Origin of the sequence: Phyllobacterium calauticae (assembly GCF_019991125.1) — a bacterium.
Lineage (GTDB): Bacteria > Pseudomonadota > Alphaproteobacteria > Rhizobiales > Rhizobiaceae > Phyllobacterium > Phyllobacterium calauticae.
Genome location: NZ_JAGENB010000007.1, coordinates 127,466 through 147,698, shown reverse-complemented (window position 1 = coordinate 147,698; position 20,233 = coordinate 127,466). Strand labels below are relative to the sequence as shown.

Genomic DNA, 20,233 nt, shown 5'->3' with positions numbered 1-20,233 from the left:
ACAGGCATGACCAATCAGTTGAAGAAGATTTTGCTGGGGGACCAGGGCATCGTCCTGATTTTCATCGTGGCCTTCACGATCGTGGCATTGCTGGTTCCCAATTTCCTGACCGAACGCAATATGCTTGGCCTGCTGCAGTCGGTGGTTACGGTGGGGATTGTCGCCTGCACCATGATGTTTTGTCTCGCAGCGCGGGACTTCGATCTGTCGGTCGGCTCGACTGCGGCTTTCACCGGGATGGTGGCTGTCATGGCGTCGAACACCACCGGATCAATACTGGTAGGGATCGGTGCAGCACTTCTGTGCGGTGCGTTCGTCGGGTTCGTCAACGGCTTCGTCATTGCAAAGTTCAGGATCAACGCTCTCATCACCACATTGGCGACCATGCAGATTGTGCGCGGCCTTGCCCTGATATCGTCGGATGGGCGCGCCATAGGCATCAATGATCCGGGTTTCTATCAGTTGGCGCTCTCGAAATTGTTCGGCATCCCGACGCCGGTCTGGATACTTGCTGGCCTCTTCGTGATCTTTGGCTTTGTCTTGAACCGCACGGTCTTCGGCAAGAATACCCTGGCCATTGGCGGCAATCCGGAGGCGTCGCGCCTGGCCGGCGTCAATGTCGACAAGACCAGAATCTGGATTTTTGCCTTGCAAGGTGTGGTCTGTGCCGTGGCGGGGATATTGCTCGCGTCCCGTATTACGTCAGGTCAACCGAATGCGGCAGTCGGCCTTGAACTTTCAGTCATATCCGCCTGTGTTCTCGGCGGCGTATCGCTTGCGGGCGGACGAGCCACGATGGCGGGTGTCATTGTGGGCGTGATGATCATGGGCATTGCGGAGAACGTCATGAACCTCATGAACATTCCCGCCTTCTATCAGTATATCGTGCGCGGCCTCATCCTGCTCTTGGCGGTGATGCTCGACAATCTGCGGTCCAGCGCATTCATCAGGCGATAAAATGCCATCCGGGAAACAGTCAGCCCCAGCGGATTTTCTGGTCCTGCACAATGCGCATATGACTGTCCGCGTCGCCTCAAAGGGCGGCGCGGTGGTGGATGGCAAGACGTCGGATGGCCGTTTCTTTCTGCGCCCTTACACCGGGACGGAACAGAAATTCACGGTGCAACGGGCGGCATGTTTTCCGCTTGTTCCAATCGGCAACCGGGTCGCCGGCAACGGTTTCCACTTTGGCGGCAAGCGTCGATCATTCGTTCCGAATACGCAGGAATGCCTTTATCTCCATGGTGACGGCTGGCTTGGCGACTGGAATGTGCTGGAGGCATCGGTTGAAGCGGTGACACTGGAATTCAGCAGGAAGGCGGATGAAAATTCCCCTTATGCTTACAGGGCAATGCAAACAATCCGGCTCACGGGCACCACGCTTGACATGCAGCTTGCCATAACCAATAGCGGCGACGAGACACTGCCTTTCGGTATTGGATTTCATCCCTTTTTTCCGCGAACGCCCAAAACGACCTTGAAGGCATCGGCAGTCCGTTGGTGGACGGAGGCGCCATCGCATCTTCCACATACCCTTGAAGCGTCGCCTGAGGATATGGTTTTTGCAGGTTCAACGTCGCTACCGGATCGCTGGATCAACAACGCATTCGAGGGTTGGGACGGCAAGGCCACCATTGCATGGCCGGAGCACAACCTTTCTCTCAGCTTGGAAGCCATGGAAGTCTTCGCGCGGTTCATGCTCTTTGCGCCAGACACTGACCGCAGTTTCTTCTGCTTCGAGCCGATGAGCCATACGCCGAATGCGCTGGCCTCGGTCGAAGCCGATCCCATGGGGCTCGCATTGCTGGCTCCGGCGGAGGAAATCAGCGGCGGACTATCACTGACAATTCTTGATGGGAGTGAAGTGCCATGACGAACCGACTTGCCGGAAAAAGGATAGTCATCACAGGCGCTGCGCAGGGGATTGGTCTGGCAATCACCGAGGCGTGCCTGGCGGAAGGTGCCCGGCTTTTTCTCATCGATCGGGACCGTGCATTGCTCGAAAGCGCGGTAGATGAATTGCGGGCAAGGTCAATTTCCGTTGGATTTGCCATAGCTGATATCAGCGATGCTGCGGCTGTTCTTGCCGCCGTCAATCAGGCTGCATCTGAAATCGGCGCGATCAACGCCCTGATCAACAATGCCGGCATCAATGTGTTCTCCACCCCTCTCGGAACCACGGAAGAGCAGTGGAACCGCAACTTTGATGTCAATGTCAAAGGCGCGTGGAACTGCAGCAAGGCTGTACTGCCATCGATGCTGGAGCAGGGCGGCGGCGTCATCCTGAACATCGCCTCGACGCACAGCTTTACGATCATACCGCAGACTTTTCCCTATCCGGTCGCCAAACATGCCCTGCTTGGCCTGACCAAATCGCTTGCACTCGAATATGCGGGCAAAGGGGTGCGGGTGAATGCGCTGGCACCCGGCTATGTGGAAACGCAGAAGGTGCTCGACTATTGGAACAGCTTTGAAGACCCGGCTGCGGCGCGCGCTAAGACACTCGCCCTTCATCCGGGCGGGCGCATCGCCTCCCCGCAGGAGATCGCGCAGGCGGCTGTGTTCATGATTTCCGATGAGTGCCCGTTCATGAACGCCGCCTGCCTTGTCGTGGACGGCGGTCTCAGCCAGCAGCAACACCCGAACAATTAGCAAAGACAGAGCATTTATCATGACGAAGAGACGATCCCAGCATTGGTTTGGCGGCAACGGCAAGGATGCATTCATCCATCGCAGCTGGATGAAAAATGGCGGATTGCCGGATGATGCCTTTGATGGCCGTCCGGTGATCGGTATCTGCAATACATTTTCTGAATTCACGCCGTGCAATGCGCATTTCCGCGGTCTCGTCGAACATATCAAGGCGGGCGTGCTGGAGGCGGGCGGGTTGCCGCTGGAATTCCCCGTCTTCTCCTGCGGCGAATCCAATCTGCGGCCAACGGCGATGCTGTTTCGCAATCTGGCGTCGATGGACGTCGAGGAATCGATCCGGGGCAATCCCATGGACGGCGTGGTCCTCATGGCAGGCTGCGACAAGACCACGCCATCCCTGGTCATGGGCGCGGCATCCTGCGACCTGCCGTCCATCGTGATATCGGGCGGCCCCATGCTGAACGGCCGCTTCAAGGGAAAGCAGATCGGTTCGGGAACGGATGTGTGGAAATTCTCGGAGGATGTCCGGGCAGGCGTCATGAGCGAACAGGAGTTTGCCAATGCTGAAAGTGCCATGTCCCGGTCGCCGGGACATTGCATGACCATGGGCACCGCGTCGACAATGGCATCGATGGTTGAGGCATTGGGAATTGCCCTGCCGGGAAATGCCGCCTATCCGGCGGTCGATGCGCATCGCGCACGCCTTGCCCGCATGACCGGGCGCCGTATCGTTGAGATGGTGCATGAAGATCTGCGGCTTTCGGCGATCTTGAAGCGCGAGGCCTTTGCCAATGCCATCCGGATAAACGGGGCTATCGGGGGCTCGACCAATGCCGTCGTTCATCTGCTGGCCATTGCCGGACGGATCGGTTGCGAATTGTCACTCGACGATTGGGACAGGTTCGGGCGCGACATTCCCACCATCCTTGATCTCATGCCATCGGGGCGTTTCCTGATGGAGGATTTCTGTTACGCAGGCGGACTTCCGGCCGTCATGAAAGAGATAGCTGCCCTGATCGAGCTTGATGCAATGACCGTCACCGGCAAAACCGTGGGCGAAAACATTGCCCAGGCGGAAAATTTCGATCCGGAAGTTATCCGTCCGACGGAAAAAGCTTTGACGGCGCAAGGCGGCATAGCTGTGTTGCGCGGCAACCTTGCGCCCTCGGGCGCGATCATAAAGCCCTCCGCTGCATCGCCTGAACTCATGCGCCATCGCGGGCGTGCCGTGGTTTTTGAAGACATCGACCACTACAAGGCCGTCATTGACGATCCGGCGCTGGATATTGACGAAACCTGCATCATGGTATTGAAGAATTGCGGCCCCAAGGGGTATCCTGGAATGGCCGAGGTCGGCAACATGGCTCTGCCGCAGAAGCTGCTGCAGAAGGGCGTGCGCGACATGGTGCGTATCTCCGATGCCCGTATGTCAGGGACGGCATTCGGGACGGTTGTCCTCCACGTCGCACCGGAAGCGGCCGTCGGCGGTCCGCTGGCCCTGGTGCGCAACGGCGACTTCATCGAACTCGACGTCGAAGCACGCAAACTTCATCTGGATGTGTCTGACGCTGAATTGGACCTGCGCCGTCAGTCCTGGCAGGCTCCTGTCCCGGCAATGGAAGGCGGGTACCAGCATCTTTATACAGAGCGTGTTCTGCAGGCTGACCGCGGGGCTGACCTTGATTTTCTGGTGGGGTGTCGCGGTGCCGGGATACCGCGTGAGAGCCATTGAAGCTTCGCTCGCTTCAACCGACGGACTGCAGAAACCCCGTGGTATGCTGCAGGACCTTCTCCATATTGGAGCGTGCGGCTTCGGGATCGCCGCGCGCTATCGCATCGGCAACCTCGCCGTGATTGTCGAGGTTGTGGGTGAATGTGCCAACCGTATGGGGGAAAATTGCGTCCAGAATGGACTCGATCGTCTGGCGCAGGCTCTGCAGAACAGGGTTGTGCGTTGCGTCCAGAATAGCAAGATGGAACTGCTTGTCGGCGAGTATGGCCTCCTGCGGTGATGCGTGGCCTGTCTTCATCCGTTCATAGGCTGCGACGATCTCCGCGCGCTGTTTCTGTGTTGCCCGCAGGGCGGCAAGAGCTGCAGCGCCGGGCTCGATGATCTGCCGTGCCTCGGCGAATGCCAGAAGATCGCTCTTGGCGGCCTTGCCGTTTGCCAGCCAGCTGATGAGCTCGCCATCCATCCACATCCACTGCTCACGCGGGTTGACATGGGTTCCATGTCGCTGGCGCACGGTCACCAGGCCTTTGGCCGACAGGATCTTGGTGGCTTCGCGAATGACGGTACGGCTGACCTCGTATTCTTGCTCAAGCACCGTTTCCGAGGGCAGGAGTGCCCCGGGCGCAAACTCGCCGCTTGCGATGCGGGCCCCGAGCGCTGCCACTACAATCCGGGTTCGGTTCGGCTTCCGGATACTCATGGCTTTTACCTCATCGACCAATTGTTGCGTGCTTCATCACCCATACACAATCGGAGTGGAACTCCAAAAAAGTTTCTTGCCTATCAAACATCATATGTTAAACGTATGATGTTTGATAGGCCGCTTGGGAGAGCGGCTCTGGGGAGGAATAAATGACTGCTTACAACACGTCCGACGCGATCAGGCGCGTCAACCGACGCATTTTGCCCTTTGTGATGCTGCTTTATCTGGTCGCCTATATCGACCGGTCGAACATCTCCGTAGCGGCATTGGGGATGAACGCGGAATTGCAACTGACAGAGCGCATGTACGGGATTGCGGCTGGCCTGTTCTTTGCCACCTACATCGTCTTCGAAATTCCCAGCAATATCGCGCTGACGCGATTTGGCGCACGCCGGTGGATCGCCCGCATCATGGTAACATGGGGAATCATCGCCGCAGGCATGGCGCTGGTAACAAGCGCTTACCAGCTTTACGGCATGCGTCTTCTGCTCGGCGCAGCGGAAGCCGGGTTTACACCGGGAATCATCTACTACCTTGCCAGATGGTATCCATCGAGGGATCGCGCCCATGCCATGTCGTTCTTCTATATCGGCGCTGCTCTTGCTTCCGTTATCGGCTTGCCTCTTTCAGGATTGCTGTTGAATGCCCACGGTGTACTGGGCGTTTCGGGCTGGCGGTGGGTTTTCCTCATCGAAGGCGTACCGGCCATCCTGTTGGGTTTCCTGGTTCTCAGGTTCCTGCCGGACCGGCCCGCCGATGCACGCTGGCTGACGCCGGAGCAGCAGAGCGGTCTGGAACAGGCGATCCAGAGCGAACAGGCGGCGGTTGTATCACACAAGACCGCGTGGGTTGCAGCGTTTGCTGATATGCACATCTGGTTGCTGGCGGTGTTCTGGCTGCTGCAGGCCTTCGGCACAATCGGGTTGACACTTTTCATGCCTTTGATCGTCAAAGATCTGTCGGGCAGCAACAATCTGATCGTCAGTCTGCTTTCAGCAGTGCCATTTGTTGCAGCCTGCATTTTCATGTTTCTCAATGGCCGGCATTCCGATGCGACCGGCGAAAGAGCTCTGCATCTCGGCCTTCCCCTTGTCGCGTCAGGCGTTGCGATCATCGCGGCAGTGTTTTCCGGTGACATCTATGTCCGCTACGCCTTGCTCGTTCTTTCCGTTGGACTGAACTGGGCGGTCATTCCGATATTCTGGGCTGTCACCACGGAATATGTATCCGGCGTTGCCGCTGCTGTCTCCATCGCGTTGATCAACGCCCTTGCGAATGTCGCCGGTCTTGCTCTGCCACCGGTTATCGGCAGCATCCGGCAGGCAACAGGCAACTATAATATAGCCTTGGGCCTTGTTGCTGCTGCGCTTGTCATCGGCGGGATATTGGGCATTGCCCTTGCACGCCGTGCTCGTTCCAATCTGCCATTGCCTATTCTGGGGAAACAATTTTGAACGCTACATCCAATGATTTTTCCGGCATCCACGCCATTTTGTACGCCTTCTTCAATCGGGACGAAAAACTCGATCGCCAAGCCATGCGCAAGCAGACCGAGATTGCCATTTCGACCGGCGTGCAGGGTATCGCCGCGCTTGGGTTGGCGACGGAAGTCGCCAAATTGACCGAACATGAGAGGCGGACGGTCATGGATTGGCTGGCCGAGGACAATGCCGGACGCCTGCCGTTGGCCTTTACGATCTTCGGCACATCTGTTGCCGAACAGATCGCGCAGGTGCGCCATGCCGAACGGGTGGGGGCGAACTGGGTTATCCTCCAGCCGCCCATTGCCGGAAGCTTCAATGCACAGGAATACATAGCCTTTTTCGGAAGGGTGGCCGATGCCACGTCATTGCCCGTCGCCATACAGAATGCGCCGGCATTTCTGGGCCGCGGCCTCGGGGCAGCGGATATGACGGCTCTTACCACCCGTCACCCCAATATCCGCCTGCTGAAAGCCGAGGCATCGGCTGTGGATGTCGAAACCCTCATTCAGGCAATAGGCAGCAGCGTTCCGGTGTTCAATGGCCGCGGCGGACTTGAACTGATCGATGGGCTCAATGGAGGCTGCGCCGGTTATATCCTTGCGCCGGACATCATCGATTATGCCGTACGGGCCTATAAGGATTACAGGTCCGGCAATCTGGCATCGGCGGAAGACACCTATGCGCAGATGCTGCCCGCCGTGGCGTTTGTCATGCAGGGAATCGAACATCTGATGTGTTACGGCAAACGCCTCTTCGCCGCACGGGCTGGGATCGAGGTTTTCGATCGAGCTCCGGCGATGCGCCCGACCGCCTTCGGTGAGCGGCTGGTGCAGCTTCACGCCCGGCGCCTCGGCCGGTTCGGACAAACACCAGTAACAGGCACCCAGCAACAGCCGGCCTGATGGATTCGGCTGCTTCACCCACAATGCCTCTTGGAGAATATCATGGTCGTAGAAAAACAGTTGATAAGCAAGATATCGTGGCGCTTGATGCCATTCCTCGGCATCCTCTATCTGATCGCCTATATCGATCGGCAGAATGTCAGCTTTGCCAAACTGCAGATGGTCGATGCTCTCGGCATGAGCGAGTATGCCTATGGGCTCGGAGCGTCGCTGTTTTTTATCGGCTATTTCATCTTTGAAGTTCCAAGCAACCTGTTTCTGGAAAAATTCGGTGCGAGCCGATGGTTCGCCCGAATTCTCGTCTCATGGGGCCTGGTGACCATAGCGCTGGCATTCACGCAGAGCGCCGGCATGTTTTACGTCCTTCGTTTTCTGCTGGGTGTGTGTGAGGCCGGCTTTTTCCCCGGCGTGCTTTATCTCATGACGCTGTGGTATCCAGCGCGTTATCGCGGCGCAATGGTCGGTCTCTTCATGATATTCAGCGCCGTGGCCAATGCGATCGGAGCGCCGCTTGGCGGATCGTTGTTGGCCATGGATGGCCTTCTTGGCCTCAAAGGCTGGGAATGGGTATTTCTTGTTACCGGCGTTCCCGCGGTGATTGCCGGGATCGTGACGTGGTTCTATCTGGACGACCGGCCGGAAAAGGCAACATTCCTGACAGCAGCGGAAAAGGATTGGCTGAAAAAGCGCATCGACGACGAGAATTCAAATCTTGGGACGGAAGGCGGCCATGCATTCAAGGCGCTCCTTGACCCGCGTGTCCTGCTCATGTCGGTATGTTTCATCGGCTTTCCGCTCTCGGCCTATGGTTTGAGCTATTGGTTGCCAACCGTTCTGAAAAGCTTCGGCATCGGCAATGTTGCCAACGGTTTTCTGAACATCATTCCCTGGGTGGTGGTGTCTGTGGCGCTTTATGTCGTGCCGCATATGGCGGCGCGGGCACGCTGGCAGACACCCTACATCGTCGTACCAGCCTTTTTTGGCGCGATCTGCCTGGTCTTATCTGCCGTGATTTCCAATCAGACGCTGCAGTTTGCTTTTCTTTGCCTTGCCGCCGGTGGAATATTCGCCGGGCAACCCGTTTTCTGGAGCATGCCCTCGCGGTTTCTCAGAGGCGCCGGCGCGGCAGCGGGGTTGGCCGCGATCAATTCGGTCGGCAATCTGGGCGGGTTCATTGCTCAAAACGTCGTGCCATGGATAAAGGATGCGACGGGCAGCACGATTGCACCGATGTTCTTTCTCGCGGCATGTTTAACGGTGGCGGGATGCCTTGTATTCATCGTCGAGCGGCTGATTTCTCGGGGTGAAGAGCAGCCTCAAGTACGCGAGAAAATTTCATGAAGCGGCTTCAGACCCTGGTTGGCCCACCCGGTTGGTCAATGAAGATTGGAGACCGGTTCAGTCGACAGCGTCAACATATCAACTTCAGGCAGCCGCAGCACTGACAAACCAACAATTCCTGCTTTGCTTGAGGGCGATGTGCTGTTGCCGTGGATGGATGTGGCTGGACCCACCTCCGAGAGACCATTAGTCTGTCAATGTTCGCCATAGCGGGTTTCATTTGATTGACCACTGTGGACGCGATAACGCAATGCGAATGAGAGGGAAGCTCATGAGACTGGGATTCATCGGATCCGGCGCGATAACTGAGGCGGTCGTGACCGGCCTAATGAAATCAAGATCCGATGTCGAAACCCTTGTTGTCTCGCCTCGCAGTTCAAGCGTCGCTGCCCGACTTGACGAAATGTTTCCGATCGTGCGCGTAGGAAAAGACAACCAGGATGTGGTTGACAGCACCGACATCGTGTTTCTTGCGGTAAGACCGCAAATTGCCGAGGAAGTGATCGGGGAACTCAGATTTCGCGACGATCAACATGTGGTGAGCTTTATTGCCGCTATCCAAATCGAAGCGCTTGCCAGGTGGATTGACGCGCCCGTCACGATTACCCGGGCAATTCCTCTTCCATTTGTGGCTGATCTACAGGGCGCCACAGCCATATATCCGCCTCATGACCAGATAGCTGATCTGTTTTCTTCGTTGGGAACCGCAGTTCAGGCAAAAGATCTCAAGCAGTACGATCTTTTTGGCGCGGCGAGTGCGTTGATGGGCACATATTTCGGCCTGTTGGAAACAAGCGCCCGCTGGCTTGAAGCGGAAGGAATGTCCTATGACCAAGCGAGCACCTATTTAAGGCAGCTGTTTGGGGGCCTGTCCCACGCAACGGGCGCAGCGGAGGCGCGATCGTTCGAGGCGATGGCGTCCGATTTTTCGACAAAGGGCGGTCTGAATGAGCAGGTCTTGACGGAGTTTACCGAGAACGGCGGCACACAGGCTCTGACGCTGGCTCTTGGATCCGTACTCAAACGCATAGAGCAGCGATAATGTGTGCCGAACAGCTGCCACAGGCAAAGTGACGTTGCAGCGCACAGGAACCACCGCAGGATGTACCACGGTGGCAAGTCACCTATTCGATGACTGCAATCACTGCGGCACAGTCCCCGGCATTGACCAATCCGGGAAAATGCCGGGCGGCAAGAATCCCTGAAAGTTGGGCCTTGATCTCCGCTGGCGCTGTTCCGGTTCGGCCGATGGGATAGATACGGGCGATGACCTGACCCGCGGTGACCGGATCGCCCAGATCGGCCATCGTTTCGATCATGCCGGCATCTTCGGCGAACGAGAAACAGTCTGCCGAGGGCATGTCGATCCACCGTGTTTCATGCAGCTCGACATCACCGCTCAAAATACCGGTATGCCGCAGAAAATTGCTGACGCCGCGCTTGGCAATACGGATTGTTTCAGCACTGGCTGTACCGCCCCCGCCAAGCTCGGTTGTAACGAAGGTCTTGCCCAGTTCTTCAACCGTGGTGTCGTACATGCCGACCGCATCGATCTCCAGCATCCGCATGGACCAGGGCGCCGAGAACGCCTTGACCGCATCGAAACCACGCGCTTCCTGGGCCTTGTCTGGCAGGACGTGAGCAGCGGCGAACGGCAGGAAATCGAGTGTCTTGCCGCCCGAATGAAAATCCAGAACCACATCGGCGCGGGGCAACAGCTCCCGCGTGAAATAGTCGGCGATCTTCTGCGTGACGGTCCCGTCGGGCCGCCCCGGGAAACTGCGGTTCATGTTGCCCTTGTCAATGGGCGAAGTGCGTGTCCCGGCGCGGAAGGCCGGATAGTTCATGGCGGGGACGATGATCACAGTGCCGTTGACCTCTTTCGGGTCGAGCGTGCGCGCCAGATCCGAGAGAGCGATTGGTCCTTCGTATTCGTCGCCGTGGTTCCCGCCCGTCAAAAGCGCTGTCGGACCCTTGCCATTGCGGATGACCGCAATGGGAATCATGACCGACCCCCAAGCGGAATCATCCCTGCTGTAAGGCAGGCGCAGGAAGCCATGCTGCACGCCGTCCCTGTCAAAATCGACGGTCGGCGTGATGGGGGATGGGGCTAGAAGATTAGCTGATGTCATGGGTATCAATTCTTCACAAAAAGCTGCCGGGGCACGTTGGCAAGACATTCGACGCCGGTTTCCGTGATCAGAATGCTTTCGGTGATCTCGAGACCCATGGTTTCAAGCCAGAGACCGGTCATGAAATGGAATGTCATGCCCGGTTCCAGCACGGTTTTGTCCCCGGGGCGCAGGCTCATGGTGCGCTCGCCCCAATCCGGCGGATAGGAAATCCCGATGGGGTAACCGGTGCGGTTGTCCTTGATGATGCCGTATTTCATGAGCACGCCGAAAAAGGCATTGGCAATGTCTTCGCAGGTATTGCCCGGTTTGGCGGCGGCAAGCCCTGCTTCCATCCCCTCAAGCGTCGCCTTTTCCGCATCCAGAAACGCCTGGGTTGGTTTGCCCAGGAAAACCGTACGGGACAGCGGTACGTGATAGCGGTTGAAGCAACCGGCGATTTCGAAGAACGTGCCTTCGCCGCTCTTCATGGGCTGGTCATCCCAGGTCAGGTGGGGGGCAGATGCATCCGCCCCGGATGGAAGCAGCGGCACGATGGCCGGATAGTCGCCGCCGAATGCTTTGGTTCCGCGAATGCCGGCATCGTAGATTTCGGCAACGAGATCGCATTTGCGCATGCCGACTTCGATTTTGTCGACGATCCGCTGGTGCATGAGTTCGACAATGCGTGCGGCCTTGCGCATATAGTCGAGCTCAGTCTTGCTTTTCACGGCGCGCTGCCAGTTGACGAGTGCGGTTCCATCGACAAACCGGGCATTGGGCAAATGTTTTTGCAACGAGGCGAAGGCTGCTGCCGTGAACCAGTAATTGTCCATCTCGACGCCGATGGTCTTCTTGCTCCATCCGCGCTCGTCCAGAAGTTTTGACAGAAAATCCATCGGGTGACGTTCAGTGGATTGAACGTAGTGATCGGGATAGCCGACGATATTGTCGTGCTCGAGATAGGCGGTACGCTTCGCGCCGTTCGCATCCTGCCCGCGGCCGTACCAGATAGGTTCGCCTTCCGGTGGAACGATCACTGCCTGATGCACGTAAAACGACCAGCCATCATAACCCGTCAGCCATGCCATGTTGGAGGGATCGCTGCAGATCAGTACGTCGATGCCCTTTTTCTCCATGGACTTGCGGGTTTTTGCCAGCCTCTGCGCAAACTCGTCGCGGCTGAACTTCAGATTGGGCTCGGTCATTCTGGTTTCCTTACTTTCGAATATCAACTTTCAAACGCCGTACCGGCACCGGCCCTTTGGGCACGGTCACGGGCAAGCGTGGCAATGGCGGTGTCTTGGACGCCGGTACCGGTCAGATCGGTAATGGTGATCGCATGGTCCGATTGTCGGCCGGCGCTGGTGCCGGCAATGATGGCACCGAGTTCCGGAAAGGCCTGGTTCTCGGGAATAAGGCCTGCGGCTATGGCGTGATGGAGTTCGCCCAGCCGCCGCGTCTGTTTCAGGCTGTCGGCCACATAGAGATCGGCAAACCGGATAACGGCCGGATCAATTTCGTTCTTGTGCTCGGCATCGGACCCCATTGCGGTCACATGCTGACCGGGTTCCAGCCACTCCGCCCGAAGCAATGGCTTCTCGGATGGCGTTGTCGTGACGATGACATGGCTCCCTGCAACGGCTTTCGACGGATCGCTTTCAACGAAGATCCGGATGCCAAGCTCTGCCCGTATATTGGCTGCTGTCGCTTCGGCTTTTTGCGGATCACGCGCCCACAGGCGCGCTTCGCCAATGGGACGAACCAGTGTCAGTGCCTTGAGCTGCAGTTGTGCCTGCACGCCCGCACCGAAGATCGTTGCAATGCTTGCGTCCTTGCGGGCGAGATATTTCGCTGCCACTGCTCCGGCGGCCGCTGTGCGGACATCCGTCAGATAGCCGTTGTCGAGCAGCAAAGCTTCGACCAGTCCCGTCTTGCTGGAGAACAGCACCATCATGCCGTTGACGCTGGGAAGGCCGATCTGGGGATTGTTGAAAAAGCCGGGGCTGATCTTGATCGCAAAGGCATCGATACCGGGCACATAGGCGGTTTTGACATCCACTTCGCCGCGATGTTCGGGGATGTCGAGCCGCAGGATCGGCGGCATGGCAACGGCCTTCGTAGCAAGGGCTTCAAAGGCAGCTTCGATGCATGCAACCGCATCCAGATCGAGAGAAACGATGCGGCGCAGTTCGGCTTCGGTGAGAATGGTCATGCGGGACATGGCATGGTCTCCCCTGCCTGATATCCGGCGACAATGCGGCGGTGCTGGTCCATGTCGATATTGCGGCCGGACAGCAGGGCGATCACCGTTCCCTGCAACCGGATCTTGCCTGCAAGGAGCGCTCCGATACCGACGGCCGCCGCGCCTTCGATGATTTCCCGCTCCTGCGCGTAGGCGTGGACGATGCCCGCCGCTATTTCTTCTTCAGAGAGCAGCACGACCTCATCGACGAGCGCGCGCACCATCCCGAAGGTCACGTTATTGCTGAGGCCGATGCCGCCGCCGAGGGAATCCGCCAGGCTTTGCCGTTCCACAACGCTGACGGGGTGACCGGCTTTCAGGCTGGCGGCCATTGCCGCGCCGTTCTGCATGGAAATGCCGATGATCCTGGTTTTTGGCTTCAAGCCTTTGATTGCCGCAGCAATCCCGGCGATGAGCCCGCCGCCGGAAAGCGGGACGAGAACGGTTTCCACGTCCGGCACGTCCTCGACGATCTCCAGTCCAATCGTTCCCTGACCGGCAACGATAGCCGGGTCGTCAAAGGGCGGAACCATGACGAGACCGTCCCTTGCGACGATCTTCTCGACTTCCTCCTGGGCCTCATCCTGCGACGTGCCGACAATCCGGATTTCCGCGCCGAGCTTGCGGATCTCATCCACCTTGTTGCCAGGCACAAGGTTCGACATGCAGATAACGGAGCGAATGCTTTGCAGCCCTGAAGCATAGGCGAGGGCGCGGCCGTGATTGCCGGTTGACGCGGTGACAACACCGCGCTGTCTTTCATCCGGTGACAGGCTGTTCAAGGCGTTGAGGGCGCCCCGCAGCTTGAATGCTCCGGTGATCTGCCGGTGTTCCAGTTTGAGATGGACGGGCAGTCCCATTCGTTCGGTCAGGCTTGCCGAGGGAACCGCGGGGGTGCGCAGGATGTGCGGTGCAATCACGGCGCGGGCTGCCTTGATCTCGGTCAGGGTGACGAATGTTCGGGTCATGCTGATTTACCAGGCAGCCAGGGGATGGGTCATCAACTGTCCCAGTTCCGGTCGTGGTTGATTTTCGCCGCACAGACGCAATGTTGCCCATGCCGTGGCGAGATTACTTGTGACAACGGGTTTGCCGATCACTGCTTCGATCTGCGGGGCGGCGATGGCGGCGCGCAATGCGGTGCAGGATATGAACAGGGCATCGCAATCCGGAGCCGTGGCTTCAGTTGCTGCTGCTACGAGCGATGCGGGCTTAATGCGTGCCATTTCCCGGTCGTCTTCAAGACCGAAACAGGTGAAGCGGGCAATATCGAAACCCTTGGCCTGGAAATAAGCCAGCATCGGGGTACTTGTCTCGACTGTATAGGGCGTAAGCACACTGATCCGGCGGGCGCCGAAGGCATTGAGACCCTGAACGGCGGCGAGCGGTGGAGTAATGACCGGCACGCCCGGCTTGGCGGCCTTGATCGCGGCCTCGACCGCATCGTCACCGATAACCACCGATGCGGAGGTGCAGGAATAGCAGATCGCGTCGAGATCCTCGTCGGGCAGGATCAATCCGGCGCCAACCGTCAGTCCGGGCTGCATGCGACGCAGATTCTCCGGTGTCGTCGGATTGGCATAGGGGATGCGCGCCGTATAGAGCCCGATCGTGTCGCTGGCGACCAAGCGCTGAAAGTCCGGTTCCGTCGTGTGATCCGTGGCCAGGATCACGAGACCGATGCGCCTGGCAATGGGGCGGTCATCGAAGCCAAGCGGCGTCATCGTCTGGGTGACCTTGCTCGGAATACCCATATTATCTCTCCTCGATCTGCCCATAGCGGCGTTCGAGCCAGCGCAGGGCAATGACGGACACAAGACTGATCACCAGGAAGAATGCGCCTACCAGCGTGATCGGCTCAATGTAGCGATAGTTGTAATTGGCGATGCTGCGCGCCTGGTTCATCAGCTCAAGCACGGTGATGGCGGAAAGCAACGGCGTTTCCTTGAACATGGCGATGAAGTAGTTGGCGAGTGCGGGGATCATCGGCGGCAGGGCTTGCGGCAGAATGATCCGGGTCCAGGTCTGGAACGCCGAGAGATTGCAGGCGCGGGCAGCTTCCCACTGGCCGCGCGCCACGTTGTCAATGCCACCGCGATAGACCTCCGCCGTATAGGTGCCGTAGTGCAGGCCAAGACCGATGACGCCGGCGACCAGCGGTGAAAGGGTAATGCCCGCATCGGGCAGCACGTAGAAGATGAAATACAGCTGCACGAGCAACGGCGTGCCGCGAATGAAGTCGGCAAGAAAGCCAACCGGTTTCGAGACAAAGACATTCTTCGAGCGGCGCAGGATGGCCAAGCCAAGGCCGATAATGGCAGCAAGCACCGATCCCAGAAGGGTTGCCAGAATGGTGATCTTCACGCCCTCGATCATGGTCGGAAGAATTTCGACAACAAAGGCCCAATCCCACTCCATCTCAGGACCTCACGCCGTCAAGGCCGCGGGTCAGATAACGCTCCAATCCGCGGATCGAGGCGGAGATGACCGACGACATAAGGAAGTAGAGAACGAGAATGGTCAGGAATGGCATCAATGTGCTGCCTGTCTGCGCGCGCACGACCTGCGCCTGGAACGTCATGTCCGAAAGTGAAATCAGTGACACCACGGCGGAGGCCTTCAAAAGCTCGATCGCATTGTTGCCAAAAGTTGGCAGCATCAGCACGAAGGCCTGCGGCAGAATGATATGGCGCAAGCTCTGCCAGCGGCTGAAGTTCAGCGCAATGCACGCCTCATACTGTTCCCGGCCGATGGACTTGATCGCGCCGCGTACGACTTCGGCGCCATAGGCTCCCACGTTGAGACCCAGCGCCAGAACACCTGCCTGCAGCGGTGTGAGCGAGAAGCCGAGCAGCGGCAGCACGAAATAGGCCCAGAAAAGCTGGACAAAGATGGATGTGCCGCGAAAGAATTCGATATAGGTGGTGGCCAATGCGCGCACAGCCCGGAAGCGCGATATCCGGCCGAGCCCGGCGATAAAGGCCATGATCAGCGCAAGCACCGACCCCATCAGGGTCAGCTTGATCGTAACCAGCGCCCCTTCCAGAATCAGCTGTAAGTATCCGGCCCATTGGCCCATCGGTCATGCTCTCATTCGTGACGGAAATTGCGGGTGATCACTCCGGTTTCAACACCGGAGTGATCGTGACAGGGTGTGTGTCAGCCGGCGCAAAGCTTGTCGCGCGTGGTTGACATGGCAGCCTTGGCGGAGAAGCCGTAGGGTTCGACAATCCTTGCAAATTCACCTGATGTCTTCATCTCGGCGAGGACCTTGTCGAACTCGTCACGCAGGGTGGTCTGGTCTTTGCGGAAGGCAGCGCCATCGCAATAGACCGGCGCGTTGACGACGGGAGCGAAGACTTCGACATTCGGATCATTGGCCTTCTTGACCAGATCGTTGATCGAAAGAACCGGCAGGGAATACACATCGATACGCCCGTCCTGCAGCATCTTGATGCCGCTTTGGCCATCGGGGACAACGATCACGCGGTCACGCGGCACGCCGGCTTCCAGCGCCAGCCGCTCTTCCGTGCCGCCACCGGGCGCACCGATCGTCGCTTTCGCATCCACGGCGATATCCTTGTAGCTCTTGAAGCCCTTGGGGTTACCCTTCTTGACCAGAAAAGCTTCGGCATCGCACAGGATCGGCTCAGAATAGGCAACGGCCTTGCAGCGCTCCGGTTTCATGAACAAGCCGGCTGTCACCACATCATGACGTCCTGCCTGAAGGCCCGGGATCATGGCGCCATACTCGGAAATGGAGGCGACCACGTCGGCGACGCCGAGCTTCTTGAAGACGGCCCGGGCGACATCAGGGCCCGCGCCGGACACCGTGCCATCCGGCTTGACCGCGGTGAAAGGTGGTTCATTGGCAATGGCAATGCGGGCAAAGCCCTGCGCTTTCAGTTTGTCGAGCGCTTCATCCGCTTTTGCAGGCATGGAAAGCGCCATGGCGGACAGTGCAATCGCTCCGATCGACGCACTCATTGTTTTCAAGTTCAACATGTTCCCAACTCCTCAGTTTTCTTTGTTTTAAGGTGTGCAGGTGCCGCCCCGGTCAAACCCTGTGACCGGCGGCGATGATCTTTTTCAGGAATGCCTGCGTGCGTTCCTGTTTGGGATGGCGGAAAATTTCTTCGGGTTTGCCATCCTCGATGATCTTGCCCCGGTCAAAGAACAGGACCCGATCGGCAAATTCGTGGGCAAACCCCATTTCGTGGGTGACGAGCAGCATGGTCATGTCCGTTTCCTCGGACAGACGCCACAGGACGTTGAGCACTTCCTCGACCAGTTCAGGATCCAGTGCTGACGTCACTTCGTCAAAAAGCATGATCTTGGGTTGCAGCGCCAGGGCACGGGCAATGGCAACACGCTGTTTCTGCCCGCCCGACAGCTGCGAAGGCATTGATTTGGCCTTGTCGGCAAGCCCGACCATCTCAAGCAATTGCACGGCCTGCTCTTCGGCCTGCCTGCGCGGCGTGTTTTTCGTCAGCATGGGTGCCAGCGTCACGTTATCGAGAACGCATTTGTGGGGGAACAGATTGAAGAGCTGGAACACCATGCCAATCTGGGCGCGCATTTTGTGCAGATGGTTTTCGTCAGCCGGTTGCAGGCCGCCATTCTTCTGCATCCGGTAGAGATTTTCGCCTGCAACGCGAATATCGCCGCTGTCGATGCCTTCCAGTGTCATGAGAATACGCAGGATCGTGGTCTTGCCGGAACCGGACGGTCCTATAAGCGCCAGCTTCTCACCCGGCGCGACATTGAATGACAACTGATCAAGAACCTTGAACGCGCCGAAGCTCTTGCTGATGCCGTCGATCTCGATGATCGGCGGCTGAGCCGTGGTTGCTGTTCTTGTGTCGTTGATTGGCGGCATGCGTCTCTCCCTCTGGTTGAGACCGGCTATGCCTAAACGATGAGAGACTTATCAAATCATGTCAATTATAAAAATTAAATCATGACAATATAAGTTTTATTGCCATGAAATTGCGCGCTTTGACTAAATGGCGAGCAACAGGTGTTCGGGATCACCCTGCAGCAGACTTCCGACGACCGTGAGGCCACGCAGCAATTCCTCTTCCGTGGTGGAGCCGAGGGATATGCGCACGGCCGGTGTCCAGTCTTCCTGCGAAATGCGGAATGATGCACCGGGTGCAATAGCCACATTCTGCAGGCGCGCCTGAGCGACGAAGGTCTCTTCCGTTCGCCCGTCAGTCAGTGGCAGCCAGATGTGCAGGCTTTGCGGATGCGAGCGAAAAAATGTGCCCGAAAGCACCTGGGATGCAATTTCATGTCTGCGCCGCAGAGCTTCGCGCTGCCATTCGACCAGCTCCATGGCCGTGCCGTCCTCAACCCAGCGTGTGGCGATCTCCGCGACCATCGGGGTTGCCATCCAGTTGGAAACGAGGTGGCGGTTGGCGACGGCGGCGACGTAACGGTCGGGTGCCGCGAGATAGCCGATGCGCAAACCGGGTACGACAGTCTTGGTAAAGCTGGTGAAATAGAGGGTCCGCTCTGGAGCCAGTGCGGCAATCGGCGGCGGGCGATCCTCGACCAGAGGGCCGAGTATGTCGCTTTCGACGATGGCAATATCGCGCTTGCGTGCAACCTCGACAATCTGGGCGCGGCGGACCGATCCCATCACCGTGGCATACGGATTGATCGCTGCCGGCTGTACAAATAGCGCGCGAATGCTGGATTCCTTGCACGCGGCGTCCAACGCCTCGGGGATGATACCCTGATCGTCAATGGCGATGCCTTTGAGCGTGAGGCCCAGATAGGAGGCGAGTGGCACAAGGGTATGGTGCCCGGTGGCCTCGGTCGCAATCGTTGAACCGACAGGCGCAACGCTCATGATCGCGACTGTCATCGCAGCGGTCGCGCCGTTGGTAATGCTGATATTCGAGGCAGGGACATCAAGGCCGCACGCGCGCAGCCATTTGACTGCAGTGGTGCGGTGGCGCGGAAAAACCACGTTCGGGCGGAACGACAGGGCCGAACTTGCCGGCAGGGTTTCGGACAACCAGCCCAGCGCCTTCTTCAAACGCTCATGATGCATTTTCTCGCAGACAGGCTTGAGAATCGAAAGGTCAATCACTTCGCCGAGCCGTTCCGGCAGATAGGGTTGATCGATTTCGCGCCGCTGCGCCTTGACGAAACTGCCGCGCCCGGTTTCGCCAGAAAGCATGCCGCGGCGAATGAGTTCCTCATAGGCGCGGCTGACCGTCTGAACGGACAGGTGCAGATCCTCTGCCATCTTCCGGTGGGTCGGCAGGCGGGCGCCTGCTTCCAGCGTGCCGTCACCGATGGCGCGCGCAATCTGGTCCGCCAGGGAGAGATAGGCAGGGCGGGTGAGTGAACTGATATCGGGTCGCCATAATGTCATGATTTTAGATTGATTGAAATCAGGTCAATTGACAATGAGAAAAACACAAGGCCATGATCAATCCACTCTTTGAACTGGAACAGTGATGGGCGCACCAAGGCTTGACGCAATCGACATCCGTATTCTCGACGCTATCCAAAGGGACGGACGGATCACCAAACTCGCCCTTGCCGAACGTGCTGGTATCTCTCCGACGCCGTGCTGGACAAGGCTTCGCCGGCTGGAAAAGGCGGGGATTATCACAGGCTACCATGCGCGTCTGGCTCTCCGGCTGGTTGCGCCGGTTGCCAGCATTCTGGTGGAAGTCACTCTTGCATCGCACAGGCAGGCGGATTTCGAGCGGTTTGAGCGGGCGATCAAGCTTTTGCCTGAGGTGACCTCGTGCTGGTCGGTTGGCGGCGGTGTCGATTACATTCTGAAAATTGTCGCCCGGGACATCGATGCCTATCAGCGGCTGATTGATGATCTGTTGCAGCGGGAGCTCGGTATCGACCGGTATTTTTCCTACATCATCACCAAGACGGTGAAGGAGGAAACGGCGTTGCCTGTTCATGACCTGATGCAGCCGGAAGGCTGACACTCCGGTCCATCTCTCCAAATCAGGGGGCTTAATCAGACAATCTTTCTCTGCGGGCGGCGCGTTACAGTCACTCTCTCCAGACGGGATGGGCGAGC

Annotated in this window: 20 protein-coding genes; 9 read left to right on the top strand and 11 right to left on the bottom strand. The window is 58.2% G+C overall.

The genetic code is table 11. The features are described from left to right. The first annotated feature begins 6 nt into the window (after window positions 1-6). Genes araH through J1W56_RS21545 form a run of 4 tightly spaced genes read left to right on the top strand, consistent with a single transcriptional unit; the run spans window position 7 to window position 4,384 of the window. Window positions 7-957 (top strand): L-arabinose ABC transporter permease AraH, encoded by a 951-nt coding sequence (gene araH, locus J1W56_RS21560; protein ID WP_223615347.1) that lies wholly within the window; start codon window positions 7-9, stop codon window positions 955-957. 1 nt (window position 958) lies between these two features. Next, window positions 959-1,873: an aldose 1-epimerase gene (locus tag J1W56_RS21555; RefSeq protein ID WP_223615346.1), complete on the top strand. Its 915-nt coding sequence runs from the start codon at window positions 959-961 to the stop codon at window positions 1,871-1,873. Continuing rightward, window positions 1,870-2,652, top strand: coding sequence for an SDR family oxidoreductase (locus tag J1W56_RS21550; RefSeq protein ID WP_223615345.1), 783 nt, complete (start codon window positions 1,870-1,872; stop codon window positions 2,650-2,652). Before J1W56_RS21555 ends, J1W56_RS21550 begins: the two co-directional genes overlap by 4 nt. Before the next feature lie 19 nt (window positions 2,653-2,671). Beyond that, window positions 2,672-4,384: an IlvD/Edd family dehydratase gene (locus J1W56_RS21545; protein ID WP_223615344.1), complete on the top strand. Its 1,713-nt coding sequence runs from the start codon at window positions 2,672-2,674 to the stop codon at window positions 4,382-4,384. A gap of 13 nt (window positions 4,385-4,397) precedes the next feature. On the opposite strand, the gene J1W56_RS21540 is transcribed toward J1W56_RS21545, so the two are convergent. Beyond that, window positions 4,398-5,084: a FadR/GntR family transcriptional regulator gene (locus J1W56_RS21540; RefSeq protein WP_223615343.1), complete on the bottom strand. Its 687-nt coding sequence runs from the start codon at window positions 5,082-5,084 to the stop codon at window positions 4,398-4,400. Window positions 5,085-5,236: 152 nt separating this feature from the next. Between J1W56_RS21540 and J1W56_RS21535 the strand changes: the two genes are divergently transcribed. From J1W56_RS21535 to J1W56_RS21520, 4 genes are all read left to right on the top strand, one after another. Continuing rightward, window positions 5,237-6,541 (top strand): MFS transporter, encoded by a 1,305-nt coding sequence (locus J1W56_RS21535; RefSeq protein ID WP_223615342.1) that lies wholly within the window; start codon window positions 5,237-5,239, stop codon window positions 6,539-6,541. Further along, window positions 6,538-7,473, top strand: coding sequence for a dihydrodipicolinate synthase family protein (locus J1W56_RS21530; RefSeq protein WP_223615341.1), 936 nt, complete (start codon window positions 6,538-6,540; stop codon window positions 7,471-7,473). Before J1W56_RS21535 ends, J1W56_RS21530 begins: the two co-directional genes overlap by 4 nt. A gap of 42 nt (window positions 7,474-7,515) precedes the next feature. Continuing rightward, a complete protein-coding gene (locus tag J1W56_RS21525; RefSeq protein ID WP_223615340.1) occupies window positions 7,516-8,814 on the top strand; it encodes an MFS transporter in 1,299 nt (432 codons plus the stop codon). A 271-nt stretch (window positions 8,815-9,085) separates the two neighbouring features. Beyond that, window positions 9,086-9,856 carry a pyrroline-5-carboxylate reductase gene (locus J1W56_RS21520; protein WP_223615339.1) on the top strand — a complete coding sequence of 257 codons (771 nt, stop codon included), beginning with the start codon at window positions 9,086-9,088 and terminating at the stop codon, window positions 9,854-9,856. A gap of 82 nt (window positions 9,857-9,938) precedes the next feature. Here J1W56_RS21520 and doeB read toward each other — a convergent pair whose 3' ends face one another. From doeB to ehuR, 10 genes are all read right to left on the bottom strand, one after another. Continuing rightward, entirely contained in the window at window positions 9,939-10,946 is a 1,008-nt protein-coding gene (doeB, locus tag J1W56_RS21515; RefSeq protein WP_223615338.1) for a N(2)-acetyl-L-2,4-diaminobutanoate deacetylase DoeB, read from the bottom strand. A gap of 5 nt (window positions 10,947-10,951) precedes the next feature. Then, complete coding sequence (gene doeA, locus J1W56_RS21510) at window positions 10,952-12,133, bottom strand: ectoine hydrolase DoeA (RefSeq protein ID WP_223615337.1); 1,182 nt, start codon at window positions 12,131-12,133, stop codon at window positions 10,952-10,954. A 23-nt stretch (window positions 12,134-12,156) separates the two neighbouring features. Then, complete coding sequence (gene eutC, locus J1W56_RS21505; protein ID WP_223615336.1) at window positions 12,157-13,149, bottom strand: ectoine utilization protein EutC; 993 nt, start codon at window positions 13,147-13,149, stop codon at window positions 12,157-12,159. Then, window positions 13,137-14,138 carry a hydroxyectoine utilization dehydratase EutB gene (gene eutB / locus J1W56_RS21500; RefSeq protein ID WP_223615335.1) on the bottom strand — a complete coding sequence of 334 codons (1,002 nt, stop codon included), beginning with the start codon at window positions 14,136-14,138 and terminating at the stop codon, window positions 13,137-13,139. The genes eutC and eutB overlap by 13 nt, the downstream gene beginning before the upstream one ends. A 6-nt stretch (window positions 14,139-14,144) precedes the next feature. After that, entirely contained in the window at window positions 14,145-14,924 is a 780-nt protein-coding gene (gene eutA, locus J1W56_RS21495) for an ectoine utilization protein EutA (RefSeq protein WP_223615334.1), read from the bottom strand. Window position 14,925: 1 nt separating this feature from the next. After that, window positions 14,926-15,588 (bottom strand): ectoine/hydroxyectoine ABC transporter permease subunit EhuD, encoded by a 663-nt coding sequence (gene ehuD, locus J1W56_RS21490; protein WP_223615333.1) that lies wholly within the window; start codon window positions 15,586-15,588, stop codon window positions 14,926-14,928. Between the two features lies 1 nt (window position 15,589). After that, a complete protein-coding gene (gene ehuC, locus J1W56_RS21485; RefSeq protein WP_223615332.1) occupies window positions 15,590-16,249 on the bottom strand; it encodes an ectoine/hydroxyectoine ABC transporter permease subunit EhuC in 660 nt (219 codons plus the stop codon). Between the two features lie 80 nt (window positions 16,250-16,329). After that, window positions 16,330-17,175: an ectoine/hydroxyectoine ABC transporter substrate-binding protein EhuB gene (ehuB, locus tag J1W56_RS21480; RefSeq protein WP_374042741.1), complete on the bottom strand. Its 846-nt coding sequence runs from the start codon at window positions 17,173-17,175 to the stop codon at window positions 16,330-16,332. A gap of 52 nt (window positions 17,176-17,227) precedes the next feature. After that, window positions 17,228-18,049, bottom strand: coding sequence for an ectoine/hydroxyectoine ABC transporter ATP-binding protein EhuA (ehuA, locus tag J1W56_RS21475; protein WP_226904768.1), 822 nt, complete (start codon window positions 18,047-18,049; stop codon window positions 17,228-17,230). Window positions 18,050-18,172: 123 nt separating this feature from the next. Continuing rightward, window positions 18,173-19,558 (bottom strand): MocR-like ectoine utilization transcription factor EhuR, encoded by a 1,386-nt coding sequence (gene ehuR / locus J1W56_RS21470; RefSeq protein ID WP_223615331.1) that lies wholly within the window; start codon window positions 19,556-19,558, stop codon window positions 18,173-18,175. A gap of 85 nt (window positions 19,559-19,643) precedes the next feature. On the opposite strand from ehuR, the gene J1W56_RS21465 reads away from it, so the two are divergent. After that, window positions 19,644-20,135, top strand: a complete 492-nt coding sequence (locus J1W56_RS21465; protein WP_223615330.1) for an Lrp/AsnC family transcriptional regulator — start codon at window positions 19,644-19,646, stop codon at window positions 20,133-20,135. The last annotated feature ends 98 nt before the right edge of the window (window positions 20,136-20,233 follow it).

Bases quoted from the DNA above. Each gene is read 5' to 3' on its own strand.
- doeB (WP_223615338.1), bottom strand. From the start codon at position 10,946: ATGACATCAGCTAATCTTCTAGCCCCATCCCCCATCACGCCGACCGTC.
- eutA (WP_223615334.1), bottom strand. From the start codon at position 14,924: ATGGGTATTCCGAGCAAGGTCACCCAGACGATGACGCCGCTTGGCTTC.
- doeA (WP_223615337.1), bottom strand. From the start codon at position 12,133: ATGACCGAGCCCAATCTGAAGTTCAGCCGCGACGAGTTTGCGCAGAGG.
- ehuR (WP_223615331.1), bottom strand. From the start codon at position 19,558: ATGACATTATGGCGACCCGATATCAGTTCACTCACCCGCCCTGCCTAT.
- J1W56_RS21555 (WP_223615346.1), top strand. From the start codon at position 959: ATGCCATCCGGGAAACAGTCAGCCCCAGCGGATTTTCTGGTCCTGCAC.
- J1W56_RS21540 (WP_223615343.1), bottom strand. From the start codon at position 5,084: ATGAGTATCCGGAAGCCGAACCGAACCCGGATTGTAGTGGCAGCGCTC.
- J1W56_RS21535 (WP_223615342.1), top strand. From the start codon at position 5,237: ATGACTGCTTACAACACGTCCGACGCGATCAGGCGCGTCAACCGACGC.
- ehuA (WP_226904768.1), bottom strand. From the start codon at position 18,049: ATGCCGCCAATCAACGACACAAGAACAGCAACCACGGCTCAGCCGCCG.
- araH (WP_223615347.1), top strand. From the start codon at position 7: ATGACCAATCAGTTGAAGAAGATTTTGCTGGGGGACCAGGGCATCGTC.
- eutB (WP_223615335.1), bottom strand. From the start codon at position 14,138: ATGACCCGAACATTCGTCACCCTGACCGAGATCAAGGCAGCCCGCGCC.
- ehuB (WP_374042741.1), bottom strand. From the start codon at position 17,175: ATGTTGAACTTGAAAACAATGAGTGCGTCGATCGGAGCGATTGCACTG.
- J1W56_RS21550 (WP_223615345.1), top strand. From the start codon at position 1,870: ATGACGAACCGACTTGCCGGAAAAAGGATAGTCATCACAGGCGCTGCG.
- eutC (WP_223615336.1), bottom strand. From the start codon at position 13,149: ATGTCCCGCATGACCATTCTCACCGAAGCCGAACTGCGCCGCATCGTT.
- J1W56_RS21465 (WP_223615330.1), top strand. From the start codon at position 19,644: ATGGGCGCACCAAGGCTTGACGCAATCGACATCCGTATTCTCGACGCT.
- ehuD (WP_223615333.1), bottom strand. From the start codon at position 15,588: ATGGAGTGGGATTGGGCCTTTGTTGTCGAAATTCTTCCGACCATGATC.
- J1W56_RS21525 (WP_223615340.1), top strand. From the start codon at position 7,516: ATGGTCGTAGAAAAACAGTTGATAAGCAAGATATCGTGGCGCTTGATG.
- J1W56_RS21545 (WP_223615344.1), top strand. From the start codon at position 2,672: ATGACGAAGAGACGATCCCAGCATTGGTTTGGCGGCAACGGCAAGGAT.
- J1W56_RS21520 (WP_223615339.1), top strand. From the start codon at position 9,086: ATGAGACTGGGATTCATCGGATCCGGCGCGATAACTGAGGCGGTCGTG.
- ehuC (WP_223615332.1), bottom strand. From the start codon at position 16,249: ATGGGCCAATGGGCCGGATACTTACAGCTGATTCTGGAAGGGGCGCTG.